The sequence below is a fragment of the Janthinobacterium aestuarii genome (assembly GCF_051380835.1).
Lineage (GTDB): Bacteria > Pseudomonadota > Gammaproteobacteria > Burkholderiales > Burkholderiaceae_D > Janthinobacterium > Janthinobacterium aestuarii.
Window position 1 is genome coordinate 71,003 of sequence record NZ_JBNYXU010000009.1, and the last position, 13,179, is coordinate 84,181.

General features: G+C 63.9%; 13 protein-coding genes. 10 read left to right on the forward strand and 3 right to left on the reverse strand.

Annotation, left to right across the window (positions count from 1 at the left end; genetic code table 11):
• The first annotated feature begins 83 nt into the window (after positions 1–83).
• From ACQ4WO_RS21865 to rpoH, 5 genes are all read left to right on the forward strand, one after another.
• Positions 84–1,025 carry a MerR family transcriptional regulator gene (locus ACQ4WO_RS21865; RefSeq protein WP_436483236.1) on the forward strand — a complete coding sequence of 314 codons (942 nt, stop codon included), beginning with the start codon at positions 84–86 and terminating at the stop codon, positions 1,023–1,025.
• Between the two features lie 164 nt (positions 1,026–1,189).
• Entirely contained in the window at positions 1,190–2,248 is a 1,059-nt protein-coding gene (gene ftsY, locus ACQ4WO_RS21870) for a signal recognition particle-docking protein FtsY (protein WP_436483237.1), read from the forward strand.
• A gap of 10 nt (positions 2,249–2,258) precedes the next feature.
• A complete protein-coding gene (locus ACQ4WO_RS21875) occupies positions 2,259–3,002 on the forward strand; it encodes a cell division ATP-binding protein FtsE (protein WP_338680861.1) in 744 nt (247 codons plus the stop codon).
• On the forward strand, positions 2,999–3,919 hold the full coding sequence (ftsX, locus tag ACQ4WO_RS21880; RefSeq protein ID WP_070222518.1) for a permease-like cell division protein FtsX: 921 nt from the start codon (positions 2,999–3,001) through the stop codon (positions 3,917–3,919). The genes ACQ4WO_RS21875 and ftsX overlap by 4 nt, the downstream gene beginning before the upstream one ends.
• Before the next feature lie 392 nt (positions 3,920–4,311).
• Entirely contained in the window at positions 4,312–5,205 is an 894-nt protein-coding gene (gene rpoH, locus ACQ4WO_RS21885) for an RNA polymerase sigma factor RpoH (RefSeq protein WP_034748938.1), read from the forward strand.
• Between the two features lie 90 nt (positions 5,206–5,295).
• Here rpoH and ACQ4WO_RS21890 read toward each other — a convergent pair whose 3' ends face one another.
• Complete coding sequence (locus ACQ4WO_RS21890) at positions 5,296–5,562, reverse strand: hypothetical protein (RefSeq protein WP_034748940.1); 267 nt, start codon at positions 5,560–5,562, stop codon at positions 5,296–5,298.
• Between the two features lie 178 nt (positions 5,563–5,740).
• Here ACQ4WO_RS21890 and ACQ4WO_RS21895 point away from each other — a divergent pair, with 178 nt between their 5' ends.
• Positions 5,741–6,193: a hypothetical protein gene (locus ACQ4WO_RS21895; protein ID WP_436483238.1), complete on the forward strand. Its 453-nt coding sequence runs from the start codon at positions 5,741–5,743 to the stop codon at positions 6,191–6,193.
• A 3-nt stretch (positions 6,194–6,196) separates the two neighbouring features.
• Here ACQ4WO_RS21895 and ACQ4WO_RS21900 read toward each other — a convergent pair whose 3' ends face one another.
• Together ACQ4WO_RS21900 and ACQ4WO_RS21905 are read right to left on the reverse strand one after the other, a co-directional pair.
• On the reverse strand, positions 6,197–6,544 hold the full coding sequence (locus tag ACQ4WO_RS21900; RefSeq protein WP_436483239.1) for an antibiotic biosynthesis monooxygenase family protein: 348 nt from the start codon (positions 6,542–6,544) through the stop codon (positions 6,197–6,199).
• Positions 6,541–7,644 (reverse strand): cytochrome P450 family protein, encoded by a 1,104-nt coding sequence (locus tag ACQ4WO_RS21905; RefSeq protein WP_436483240.1) that lies wholly within the window; start codon positions 7,642–7,644, stop codon positions 6,541–6,543. Before ACQ4WO_RS21905 ends, ACQ4WO_RS21900 begins: the two co-directional genes overlap by 4 nt.
• Positions 7,645–7,720: 76 nt before the next feature.
• Here ACQ4WO_RS21905 and ACQ4WO_RS21910 point away from each other — a divergent pair, with 76 nt between their 5' ends.
• The 4 genes from ACQ4WO_RS21910 to ACQ4WO_RS21925 all read left to right on the forward strand — a co-directional run bounded on the left by ACQ4WO_RS21910 (position 7,721) and on the right by ACQ4WO_RS21925 (position 13,157).
• Complete coding sequence (locus ACQ4WO_RS21910) at positions 7,721–8,410, forward strand: ArsR/SmtB family transcription factor (RefSeq protein ID WP_436483241.1); 690 nt, start codon at positions 7,721–7,723, stop codon at positions 8,408–8,410.
• 10 nt (positions 8,411–8,420) lie between these two features.
• Entirely contained in the window at positions 8,421–9,152 is a 732-nt protein-coding gene (locus ACQ4WO_RS21915) for an ABC transporter ATP-binding protein (protein WP_436483242.1), read from the forward strand.
• Positions 9,149–11,425, forward strand: a complete 2,277-nt coding sequence (locus tag ACQ4WO_RS21920; protein WP_436483243.1) for a CPBP family intramembrane glutamic endopeptidase — start codon at positions 9,149–9,151, stop codon at positions 11,423–11,425. Before ACQ4WO_RS21915 ends, ACQ4WO_RS21920 begins: the two co-directional genes overlap by 4 nt.
• A gap of 79 nt (positions 11,426–11,504) precedes the next feature.
• On the forward strand, positions 11,505–13,157 hold the full coding sequence (locus ACQ4WO_RS21925; protein WP_436483244.1) for a patatin-like phospholipase family protein: 1,653 nt from the start codon (positions 11,505–11,507) through the stop codon (positions 13,155–13,157).
• The last annotated feature ends 22 nt before the right edge of the window (positions 13,158–13,179 follow it).

Below are 13,179 nucleotides of genomic sequence, written 5' to 3' on the forward strand. Positions count from 1 at the left end.
TCGGATTCAGCTATTTGGTCCGGGGTGGCGGAAGGCGTAAAATGCACTCCACGTTCTTTTTGCATGCGAGCAAGCCCCCTGGTATGGATACTGACCTGCAACCTACTTCCGCCTTCAGCATCAGCGATGTCGAGCGCGATACCGGGCTGGCCAAGGAAACCTTGCGTGTGTGGGAGCGCCGCTACGCCTTTCCCCAGCCCCAGCGCGACGCATTTGGCGAGCGCAGCTATCCGGCCGAGCAAGTGCAGAAGTTGCGCATGGTCAAGCGCCTGCTGGACCTTGGATTTCGTCCGGGCAAAATCATGCAGCACAGCACCGTGCAACTGCAGCAGCTGGTCAGCGCCGGCAGCGCGGCGCCGCCAACGCCGGCCCCCCAGCTCGAACACTACCTGTCGCTGTGCCGTGGCCACCAAATGACGGAACTGGGCGATGCCCTGCGCCAGGCGCTGGCCGTGCTGGGCTTGAAAGCGTTCACCATCGACGTGATCGCCCCCCTCACGGGCATGGTGGGAGAAGCGTGGGCTTGCGGCGACCTGGCCGTGTATGAAGAGCATCTGTATAGCGAAACCTTGCAAACGGTGATGCGCCACGCCATCTTTTCCCTTCCGCAAGCAAGCAGCCCGTCCACGCGCACGCCGCGCATCGTCCTCAGCACCTTGCCGCAGGAGCGTCATGGCCTGGGGCTGCTGATGGCCGAGGCGCTGTGCGCGGCGGCCGGCGCCCACTGCATGTCGCTGGGGGTGGAAACGCCGCTGACGGACATCGTCGCGGCCGCCCGCGCGCAGCGGGCCGACATCGTGGCGCTATCGTTTTCCAGCGCCAGCAAGCAACGGCAGACGCGCGACAGCCTGCAGCAGTTGCATGCAAGCTTGCCGCCAGAGATGGAATTGTGGGCCGGCGGACGCAGTCCCGTGCTGTACAAGCAGCCGCCAGCCTTTTTGCACGTGCTGGACTTGCGGCAAGTCGAGGAAAGCATCGCCGACTGGCGCCGCCGCCATCAGGCGCTGGCCCTGCAAACCCACTGAACCGGCTGGAAAGCGCGGCAACTGCGGCGATCTCCGTGGATAGCCGCGCAATGTTGCCAATCGAACAGTAAAGCATGAAGGGCCGGGCGCGCTCTGGTAGAATAGCCCGTAACACAGTGTCCGGCGCCGCCGGGCCTTAGGTCAGCACCCGCCACCACACATCCATGTTTAGTTTCTTCAAGAAAAAACCCATCGCTCCCGAGGCTGCGCCAGCCGAGCCCCTCGTCCTTCCCGCCGCCACGCCGCCTGCACCGCAGCCTGCCGCTACGCCCCTGAGCGGCGCGCCGGCCGAGCTCGTACCCGTGATCGTGGCCGCCGAACCCGAGAAAAAATCGTGGATGACGCGCCTGAAGGCCGGCCTGTCGAAAACCTCGAACACCTTGTCCGTGCTGTTCGTCGGCGCGAAGATCGACGACGCCCTGTACGAAGAGCTGGAAGCGGCGCTGCTGATGTCGGACGCCGGCATCGACGCCACGGAATTCCTGCTCACGGAATTGAAGAAAAAGGTCAAGGAAGACAAGCTGCTCGACGCCGCCGCCGTCAAGGCCGCCTTGAAAGTGCTGCTGATCGAGCTGCTCTCGCCGCTGGAAAAGCGCTTCGAGCTGGGCCGCCACAAGCCGCTCGTGATGATGATTTCCGGCGTGAATGGCGCCGGCAAGACCACCACCATCGGCAAGCTGGCCAAGCACATGCAGTCGAACAACCAGTCCGTGCTGCTGGCCGCCGGCGACACCTTCCGCGCCGCCGCGCGCGAACAGTTGATGGTCTGGGGCGAGCGCAACAACGTTACCGTGATTTCGCAGGAATCGGGCGACCCGGCAGCCGTGGCCTACGACTCCGTGCAATCGGCGAAGGCGCGCGGCATCGACGTGGTCATGGTCGACACGGCCGGACGCTTGCCGACGCAGTTGCACCTGATGGAAGAATTGAAGAAAATCAAGCGCGTGATCGGCAAGGGCATGGATGGCGCGCCGCATGAAACCCTGCTCGTCATCGACGGTAACACGGGCCAGAACGCCCTCACGCAAGTGAAGGCCTTCGATGATGCCCTGCAGTTGAGCGGCCTGGTGATCACCAAGCTGGACGGTACCGCCAAGGGCGGCGTGCTGGCGGCAATTGCCCGCGTACGTCCCGTACCCGTGTATTTCATCGGCATCGGTGAGAAAATTGAAGACTTGCAGCCTTTCGTGGCTGCCGAATTTGTCGAAGCGCTGCTCGGATAAGCCTACCTACATGATTGAATTTCAGCACGTCTCCAAGCAATACTCCCCCGATGCCGTGGCGCTCAGCGACATTTCGCTCAGTATTGCCAAGGGCGAGCTGGTGTTTCTGGCCGGCCCGTCCGGCGCCGGCAAATCCACCCTGCTGAAAATGATCGCTGCCATGGAACGCCCCACGTCGGGCAAGCTGATCGTCAATGGCCAGGACATGGCAAAGATCAAGCCGGCCGGCGTGCCCTTCCTGCGCCGCAACATGGGCCTGATCTTCCAGCAGCAAAAGTTATTGAACGACCGCTCCATCCTGGCCAACGTCATGCTGCCGCTGCTCGTCGTCGGCGCGCACAAGGCAGCCGCCGAGCAGCGCGCGCGCGCCGCACTCGACAAGGTGGGATTGCTGGACCGCGCCATGGCGCGTCCGCTGTCGTTGTCGGGCGGCGAGCAGCAGCGCGTGTCGATCGCGCGCGCCATCGTCAACCGGCCGCAGATCATCCTGGCCGACGAGCCGACGGCCAACCTGGACCGCGCCAGCGCCAACAAGGTGCTCGACGCCCTGAAAGCATTCCATTCCGTGGGCGTAACCTGCCTCATTTCCAGCCATGACGAACAGATGCTTGACGCCGCCGCCCGCGTGATCCACCTGAAAAACGGCCAGCTGGTCGCCATCGACAAGGCCACGCAAGCGCCCGTCTTCGCCCCGCCCGATCCCGATTTTGCGCCGTCCCCCGGCCTGGACGACGCGCAGGGAGAACAACCATGAGAGGCTGGTTCCGTCAACACCGCTTCGCCCTGGGCTCGGCGCTGATTCATTTACGCAAGTCGCCGGGCGGCTTCCTGTTGAACGTGCTCGTCGTCGCCATTGCCCTGTCGCTGCCGTTCGCCGGCTTGACCATGCTCGACAACGTGCGCCCGATGTCGGAACAGATGTCGGTCGATCCGGAAATCAGCGTCTTCCTGAAGATCGACACGCCGCGCGAGCAAGCCGTGGCCCTGGCCAGCGCCATGCGCAAGATCGTGGGCGAGCAGAAGGCGAAAATCGTCTTCATTCCGCGCGAACAGGCGCTCGACACCCTGAAAAACAAGAATGGCCTGGCCGATGTGCTGAGCACTCTGGGCGACAATCCCTTGCCCGACAGCTATGTGCTGAAGCTCGATGCCTTCAGCAGCGCCAGCGAAGCACAGGATGTCGATGCCGTCGCGGAACAGCTGCGCCATTTGCCCGGCGTGGAATCGGCGCAAGTCGATTCGGCCTGGGTCAAGCGCCTGGCGGCCCTGCTGGGCGTGCTGCGCCTGGTGCTGCTGCTGCTGGCCATTACCCTGGGCGTGGCCGTGATCGCCGTGGTCTTCAATACCATCCGCCTGCAGGTGATGCAGCAGCGCGATGAAATCAGCATCTCGAAACTGATCGGCGCCACGGACACCTTCATCCACCGCCCCTTCTATTACACGGGTGCCCTGCTGGGCCTGTGCGCCGGCGCGCTGGCCCTGGGCGCCGTGGCGCTGGCCTTGCAACCGCTGAATACCGCGATTGCCGAATTTGCCCGCCTGTATGCGTCCGAATTCCAGCTGGTGCCGCTGGCGCCACTGCCGATGGCGGGCCTGCTGGCCGTCAGCGCCGGCCTGGGCCTGATCGGGGCCTTCCTCTGCGTACAGCGCCACCTGGCACGCCTGAACTGATTGTCACTTCCATGGCGGCGCCTTCGCTGCCGCCATGCGTCCCCCATACTGCTGTTATCTTGATATTAAGCAAGTATTCTTAAGGCTCGCTTCAGCCAAAGGCCGTAGACTAACCACGTTGTCCTAAAGCGCTATCTGGATATATATCAAGCATTAAATCATCATAGCATTTAGGCTATCAGGACGATTAAATGTGCTGATTGGCACTCTCATGCAGAGAGTGCTAATATAGGGACATACCAAAGGCAGAAGCGCCATGGACGCCAGATGAAGATGGTGCCGCGCTCTGCAAAGTGCAAGACCGAATACACAAAAACGAACAGACAAGAGGACCGCGTCGCGTGACGTGGCCAACTGGAACAAAGCAAGACTACGAGGGAGAAAACATGACTATGATGTCTGCAACGTCCGCATTGGTTCCGACCAAAAGTAATGCGCTGGGCCTCGGTTTCACTGGCAATCTGGGCAATATCGATGCCTATATTTCGGCCGTGAACCGCCTGCCCATGTTGACCCACGACGAAGAAATTTCGCTGGCGAAACGCCTGCGCGAAAAAAATGACCTGGCCGCCGCGCAAGAGCTGGTGCTGTCGCACCTGCGCCTGGTGGTCTCGATTGCCCGCGGCTATCTGGGCTATGGCTTGCCGCATGCCGACCTGATTCAGGAAGGCAATATCGGCTTGATGAAAGCGGTGAAACGTTTCGATCCGGACCAGGGCGTGCGCCTGGTGTCGTACGCCATGCACTGGGTGAAAGCCGAGATGCATGAGTACATCCTGAAAAACTGGCGCCTGGTCAAGGTCGCGACGACGAAGGCACAGCGCAAGCTGTTCTTCAACCTGCGCAGCCACAAGACGGGCCTGGACGCGATGACGCCGAAGCAGATCGATGCGCTGGCCAAGCTGCTCGACGTGAAGCGCGAAGAAGTGATCGAGATGGAAACGCGCTTGAGCGGCCGCGACATCGCGCTGGAATCGCCGACCGACGATGAAGACGACAAGTTTTCGCCGATCGCCTACCTGTCGTCGGAGCAAAGCGAGCCGACCAAGGTGCTGGAAGCGGAACAAGTGACGCGCCTGCAATCGGAAGGCCTGGAAACGGCCTTGAGCAAGCTCGACGCCCGTTCGCGCCGCATCATCGAAGCGCGCTGGCTGGCCAACGACGACGGTTCGGGCGCTACCCTGCACGCACTGGCAGAAGAGTTCGGCGTATCGGCCGAACGCATCCGCCAGATCGAAGTGGCGGCGCTGAAAAAAATGAAGGGCGCCCTGGCCGCCTGGGTGTAATCGCAAGCAATGCCGCAATGCAAAAGGCGCCGCAAGGCGCCTTTTAGTTTTACAAGTTGATGTTTATCAACAGATAAACATGGCAGCCCATTAAGCTGCGGCCAAGCCCTTGACGAGGACTTCGGCGACCAATTCATTCAGATCCGCGCCGCGCTCCTTGGCCAGGGTCTGCAATTGCAAGACCAGATCGCTGTTCAGCTTGACGGCGAATGGCACCAGGCCCAGGGCCTGATCGCGCTTGCGCTGCTCGCGGCGGTCGACGACCACCGCTTCCTTACCGAATGCACCGGCGCCGGGAACATTCATCTTTCCCATCAGTTTCTTGGCATCGCTTTTGGCCAGGTCGGTTTTTTTCATGGTTGTTTCCTGATTTTCAAAACAGCCATTTTACGCAGTAATCGGCGCGCCGCGTGGCCGGCGCGTGAATTCATCGGCAGCACGCCAATAGTGCGCCAGAAAAATATCATTTTGCTACTATCATTTTATCCCACGCGTGAACAAGCACGCCCGGGACGCTCTACCTGAAAGGAAAAACATGCATTACCTGACCCGCTCTTACCGCACCGTGCTGCTTCCCCTGCTCATCGTCTGTCTGGCCGTGCTGGCCGGCTGCGGCGCGGCCGGCAGCGCCGGCGACGCGGAAAACACGCCGCGCAGCGTCACCCACGTGCTCTCGCCGGGCGAACAGGTCGCCATCACGGCCACCGATACCCTGAAACTCGAGCGCGTCAACGACAGCCGCTGCCGCAAAGGCGCCGTGTGCGTATGGAAAGGCTACGTCAGCTACAGTTTCAGTTTGCTCAACAGCGCAGGCAGCACCGACATCGTGCTGTCCGATTCCATGCCGGGCGCTTCCAGTTCCGTCACCGTCAACCACCTGACGTTCACTTTGCTCGACGTCGACCCGGCCACGCCACCCGCCCTGAACGCGGAACAGCCGAGCTACCGGGTCAAGGTCAAGATCACGCAGGGCGCGCTGCCCCGCTAAGCGCTAGGCATCGTGGCGCTGGCGGCTGTCGGTCGGCGCCTGTTGCCGCTCCAGCATGCCGTAATCGCGCACGACGGCGGCGATGCGCAAGCGGTAATCGTCAAACACGCCCTGCCGGCCAGCCAATTGCGCCGCGCGGTGCGCTTCCAGCTGCCGCCACTGCGCCAGCGCCGCCTCGTCGCGAAAGAAAGACAGCGAGAGCAATTTGTCTGGATCGCTGAGGCTGCTGAAGCGCTCGATGGAAATGAAACCATCGACTTCATCAAGCAAGGGACGCAGCGCGGCGGCCAGATCCAGATACTGCTGGCGCCCTTCTGCACTGGGCCAGACTTCAAAAATCACGGCGATCATGCGCTGGCTCCTTGCGTAAACACGGGGATGCGGGCGTTCAGCGACGCTTGATAGCGCCACGCCAGCGGCAAATCTTCCAGCCTGTCGGCCCACGCCTGCAAACAAGCTGCGGCGATGGCGTGCGCGATGGACTGGCCCGGGCAGACGTGGCGCCCATGGCCAAAGCCCAACGCCGCATGGCCGGCGCTGGCCAGCACGACGACGATCATCTGCCCAACGGGTACGCGCACGCCATCGAATGCCACAGCGTCCGCCGTGTAGCGGCGCGTATTGTGGATCGAGGGATCATGCCGGCTGACTTCGCGCAGCATGGCCGGCCACCGCTCAGGCGATGCGCGCAGTTGCGGCAGTAACTCCGGCTGCGTGCGCAAGGCCACGACGGCATTGCCCAGCAAGCCGGCCGTGGCGTCGCACGTCTGCGACAGCAAGCCAACGAGGTTGGCCAGCAAGCCGCGCCCCATGGCATCGGTCTCTGCCATGATACTGGCCAGCAGGCTGCCCGGCCTCGCGTTGCCCTCGCACAGCAAGTGGCCAAAGCCTTGCAGCAGGGAATCGGCCGCTTCCTGCGCGCCAGCCAGCTGTTCACCATTACTCAGCGGCGACAGGCAGGCGACGAAATCACGCGTCCAGGCGGCCAGCGCCGGCCATTGCGCTGGCGCAAAGCCCAACAAGTGGGCCATGGCGAACAGGGGCAGTTGAAAAATCGCCTCGTTGAGCTGGATGGCGCTGGCGGGCACGCGGTCGCTGGCCATATGCATCACCTGCTCGTGCAGGCGAACCACGTCCACCTGGCCCAGCGCGCGCGCCAGCACCTGTTTCGGCACGACATGCCGTTCGCCATCGTTCATGCGTACCAGTTCGCCAAAAATCGCGCCGCACGGCGTGCCTGCCAGAGTGTCTGGCACCGGCTGGCCGGCAGGGCGCACGCGGCAAGCAGGATGCTCAAGCACGGCGCGCACGCCGGCCGCGCCCGTCGCCAGCCAGCAATCGAGTGAGGCATCGAAACGCAGCGGCGGACCGTCCGCCAGGCGGCGATAGTAGTCATACGGCACCGCGTGGGTGACGGCTGAAAAAGGGTCGGCGGGGTCGGCGAGATGCATGCGCATTCCATTGCAGTGAAGTAGGGACACGAGTATGCTGGTCCTTCCACCACAACACTTCGCCAGCGAACGAATCATGGATGACAAACTTCCCTCGGCCGACATGGGCCTGGCGCAACTGGCCGGCGCCATCGCCGAACCGGCCCGCGCGCGCATGCTGTGCAGCCTGCTCGATGGCCATGCGCGCACAGCCACGGAATTGTCGACGCTGGCCGAAGTGGGCGCCTCGACGGCCAGCGCCCATTTGAGCCGGCTGCGCGACGACGGCTTGCTGTCCATGGTGGCGCAGGGCAAGCACCGCTATTACCGGCTGGCCAGTACGGAGGTGGCGCGGGCGCTCGAAGCGCTGCTGGTGGTGGCCGGCGTGCCGGCAACGCCGTTTACGCCCTCGACACCGGACCGCCTGCGCCATGCGCGCACCTGTTACGACCACATGGCCGGCACCGTCGCCGTCGCCATGCACGACCAGTTGCACGCGCAAGGCTGGCTGCTCGACGACGGCGGCGAATATCGTCTGTCGGAAGCGGGCGCGGCCGGCATGGCGGCCTTGGGCATTGACGTGCCGCAATTGCAGCGCCAGCGCCGCCGCTTCGCCTGTGCCTGCCTGGACTGGAGCGAACGGCGCGCCCACCTGGGCGGCGCGCTGGGAGCCGCCCTGCTGCAACTGGCCCTGCACCAGCGCTGGGCCGAGCGCGAACTCGACAGCCGCGCCCTGCGCATCACGCCGGCCGGCGAGCGTCGTTTGCTGGCCGCCTTCGGCGGTTGAAGGGCGCACGATGATCGCATTCCAGGGCCTGGCCAAACAGTACGGCAGCTTCGAGGCCGTCAAGCCGCTGACCTTGCAAGTGGGCAGAGGAGAAGTCTTCGGTTTCCTGGGCCCGAACGGGGCGGGAAAGACCACCACCATCCGCATGCTGATGGGCATCCTCGTGCCCAGCAACGGGCGCGTGCTGGTCGATGGCCTCGATTGCCACCGCGACGGCGCCGCCGTCAAGCGCAAGGTGGGCTACCTGCCCGACAACCCCATCTTTTACGATTATTTGCGGGGCCGCGAAATCCTGCAATTCGTGGCCGAAATGCATGGTTTTTCGCGCACGGAAGCGGCCACCCGCGCCGCGCGCCTGCTAGCGGAATTCGGGCTTGACGAGGCGAGCGAGGATTTCGCCGTCAATTACTCGCTGGGCATGAAGAAAAAACTGGGTCTGGCCTGCGCGCTGATACACGATCCGGCCGTGCTGATCCTCGATGAACCGATCAACGGCCTCGACCCGCGTGCTTCGCGCGACGTGCAGGAACGCTTGCTGCGCCGCGCCGCCGCCGGCACCACCATCTTTGTGTCCACGCATTTGCTCGATATGGCGCAAAAGCTGTGCAGCCGCGTTGCCATCATCCACCGGGGTGCCCTGGTCGCCACGGGTAGCCTCGACGATATCCGCCAGCAGCTGTCCAGCGATGGCAGCCTGGAAGAGCTCTTCCTGCAACTGACCGACGAAGCGGCCTCTGCGTGACGCCGCTGCCGCCCACCGCCTGGCGCGCCGTCTGGCTGCTGACCCGCTTGCGCCTGCAGCGCCTGTTCAACGTCAGTGGCCGGGGCTTTTCCTTCAAGAAAAATAATAACAGCCGTCGCGCCACGCCGGGCAAGCGTGGCGGACGCTGGCTGCTCGGCGCATTGCTGCTCGCGCCCATGCTGTTTTCCTTCGGCAGCATCGCCCGCCATAGCGTACTGAACATGCATTGCCTGCTGGACCAGGTCGCCGCCTGCCAGGCGCGCGGCAGCCTGTACACGGGCAGCCACCTGCTTGATCCCGTCATTGCGCAATTGATGGTCACGCCCTTCAGCGCGGCGCTGATCGGCGGGCTGACCCTGCAGTTGGCGCTGCTGTGGCTGGTCAGCGTCCTGCTGCCGCTGGGCATGGGAGAACTGTCGAAGCCGGACTGGGACCTGGAATGGCTGGTCACCCTGCCCGTCGAGAAAAGCACCTTGCTGTGGGCGCGCGTGCTCGAACGCACGCTCGTCAATCCGGCGGGCTTGCTGGCCCTGTGGCCCAGCACGACCGTGATCGCCTGGTATTCGGGCCAGGGCTGGATGTCCCCTTTGTCCGGCCTGCTCGCCAGCCTCGTCCTGCTGGCCCTGGCCGCCATGCTGCGCACCCTGGTCGACACGGGTTTGCGCCTGTCGCTCACGCCATCCCGGCTGGGCAATCTGCAGGCGGTAATTTCTCTGGCGGGCCTGTTGCCCATGTATATGGGCATGTCGTTCGGCATGGGCACGGGCGGCTTCGCGTATGCGTGGGCGGCCGCCATGCCCGCCTGGAGCAGCTGGACGCCGCCGGGCCTGCTGTTGCGCCTGCTCAATGCCGAGGGTATGGCCGCCTTGCTGCCCGCCGCTCTGCTGCTGGCGCAAACGCTGCTGTTGATGCTGCTGGGCATGGCCATCCTGCGCCGCCAGTTGCGCCACGGCGTCGTGGGCGAGGGACAACGCGAAGGAGCGCGCAAGCCGGCAGCGGCGCCATTGCCCACACACCGGTGGCGCCCGCGCATCGGCACGGCGATCCAGCGGCGCGAGCTGACGTTGCTTTTGCGCGACCGCAATTTTCTCGTGCAGACCCTGCTGATGCCCTTGCTGATCCTCGGCGGCCAGGCCCTGTTTACGGGCCAGGCGCGCGACCTGCACGCGCTGCTGGACAATCCCGTCCTGCTGGCCTCGACGGGCTTTTTTCTCGGCACTTATGTGCTGCTGATGTCGGCCTTCCAGACCCTCAACAAGGAAGGCGGCGCGCTGTGGCTGCTGTACACGTTTCCCGTCTCCGTCGAGCAGGCACTGCGGCAAAAGGCCCAGCTGTGGGCCGCGCTGGCCCTGCTGTATCCATTGATACTGTTCGGTACGGCGCTGGCCAGGCTGCCCACCTGGTCGTGGCAGACGGCGGGCCTGATGCTGCTGGCCCTGGCCGGCATCCCTTTGTACTCGATGATCGCCGTGGCGCTGGGTGTGTTTGCCAGCGATCCGCTGGCCACGGAAACCACGGCCAAGGTGCGCCCCACCTACACGTATCTGTATTTGCTGCTCACCGGCCTGTACATTGCCGCGCTGGCCGCCGGCAACCCTGCGCAGCAACTGGTGTTTGCCGTGCTCATGGGCGCGCTGGCCGTTGCCCTGTGGCAAAAGGCGCGCGATGCGCTGCCCTACCTGCTCGATCCCGCCGCCTCGCCGCCGGCGAGAATCACGGCGGCCGACGGCCTGATCGCCGTCATGCTGTTTTTCATTCTGCAAACCTTGCTGTTGATCCTGCTCAAGGACCAGGTGGCGGCGCCGCTCACGTATGTGCTGCTGCGCCTCGTGTATTGGCGCGCCGGGACGGCCGGTGTGCCGCGCATCGCACAGGGCCGCCAGCCGGGGCGCTGGGGAGTCGTCGGCGCCTGTGCCGCGGCGCTGTTCGGCATCGGCTACGCGGCCCTGTTGCGGCCTGGCACGTTTCCACCGGCCGGTGGACACTGGTTGTGGCTGCTCGTCCTGGGCGTGCTGGCCGCGCCCCTGTGCGAGGAATTCATCTTCCGCGGCTTGCTGCAGGGCGGCTTGCGCCGCTCGCTGCCGGCCTGGCAGGCGGTCACTATCGCCGCCGCGCTGTTTGCCGTCTTGCATCCGCCCGCCGCCATGCTGCCCGCCTTCGTACTGGGCCTGTGCACGGGCTATGCCTACGAGCGCAGCGGCGCGCTGCTGGCACCCATGCTGATGCATGCCGGTTACAACGCGGCCCTCCTCGCGTACCAGTTGCAAGGATAGATACAGGCACAGACAAGTTTGCTAGAATCGCACACGATTTCCGTCCGTATCCCAACCAATGACTACGCACAGATCACGCATGAATCCACGCTTGTTTGCACCATGTATCCTCGCTGCGCTGCTGAGCGGCTGCACGGTACTCGCCCTGCGCCCCAACAGCGGCGTCGAAAACCGCATGTTCACCGTGCAGGAAGCTCCGCGCCTGCGCATCGACGCACCCAAGGCGCGCATCCAGAATCCCGTGCCCAACGACCACTTCATCGGCATCGCGCTGTCCGGCGGGGGCAGCCGCGCAGCCAATTTCTCGGCCGCCTCGCTGGAGCAGCTGGAACAGTTCGGCCTCGTCAGCGGCGCCTCGGCCATCTCCGGCGTGTCGGGCGGCGCCATCGCGGGCGGCTACTATGCGCTGCATGGCAAGCAGACGGATTGGCCCTTGCTGCGCAGCAAGCTGAAAACGGATTTCTTCGGCCAGACCATTTTGAAACCGGCCAACCTGACGACGATGTTGTTGACGAACAAGACGCGTACCTCGTTCCTGTCCGATGTGTTTGACGATGTGCTGTATGACAAGAAAACCTACGAGGACTTGCCGCACGACGGCCCCATCTTCCTGGCCAACGCGACGGACGCCACCGATGGCGGCAAGCGCGTAGTGTTTTCCTATGAGTATTTTTACGGCACCCTGCATTCGCCGATCCAGGATATCCGCCTGGCCACGGCCGTGGCCACCTCGGCCGCCTTTCCCGGCGTGTTCGATTCCGTCACTTTCGAGCGTTTCCGCCCGAAAAACACCTTCGTGCCGGAGCTCGGTTCCGAGTCGCGCGAATCGCCGTCGTACGTGCACCTGTTCGATGGCGGCGCGGCCGACAACCTGGGCGTGGAAACCCTGTGGGATGTGGCACTGACGCAGCTGTACGGCAACGACATGGCCGTCGTGCCGCCGCGCCTGAACAGCAAGCCCTTCATCCTCATTTCCATCGATGCCAACGCGCCCAATTCCAGCGCCGTCTTCGAAAAGATGTCGGACGAGCGCCAGCCGCTGGACCGCATCTTCAACAAGAATATCTATGACGCCGTCGACGCCCTGTTTTCGCGCCAGCGCAAGGAAAACCTCGTCAAGATGGGCTTTGGGCAAGCCCGCTTCGATACCATCACGCATGAAAATTTTGGCGACCTGAGCCAGAAATTCGTCAAGGGCAAGCGCACCTCGGCCTTTGCCATCCCCGTGCTGTGCCGTCCCCATCTGGGCCAGTACCGCTGCGAAGTCGATGCGGCCGATCCCTTGCCGGGCCAGATCCGCACGCGGCTGGAAGGCTTCGCCTGGCATATTTCCATCGACCAGATCGCCTCGCTGGCGCTGCGCCTGGCCAGCGGCGATGCGCAAGTCGACGGTGCCCGCAAGGAAGAGCGCGCCGCCCTCGTCAAGCTGCAACGCCTGGCCACGCAGACAAAAACCCATCTGAAGCTGACGGGCCCGGAAAATTGCAGCCCGGAAGTGCTGCAATCGGCCCTGTACAGCGCGGCGCGCGTGCTGATCCTCGACGACGAGGAATCGCGCTTCGCCCTGTGCGACTACATGCTGGCGGGCCAGCTGATCAATGACGACACCGTCTGCAAGCAGCGCTATGTGCACGCCGTGCCCCGCTTTGCCATCGAAAGCGAAGATTTGCAGTACCGCAACCTGAGTTCGGACGGCAATTCCGTGAACGTGCCGATACGCTGCAAGAAGTGAGCGCGCACAAAAAAGCCCGCAC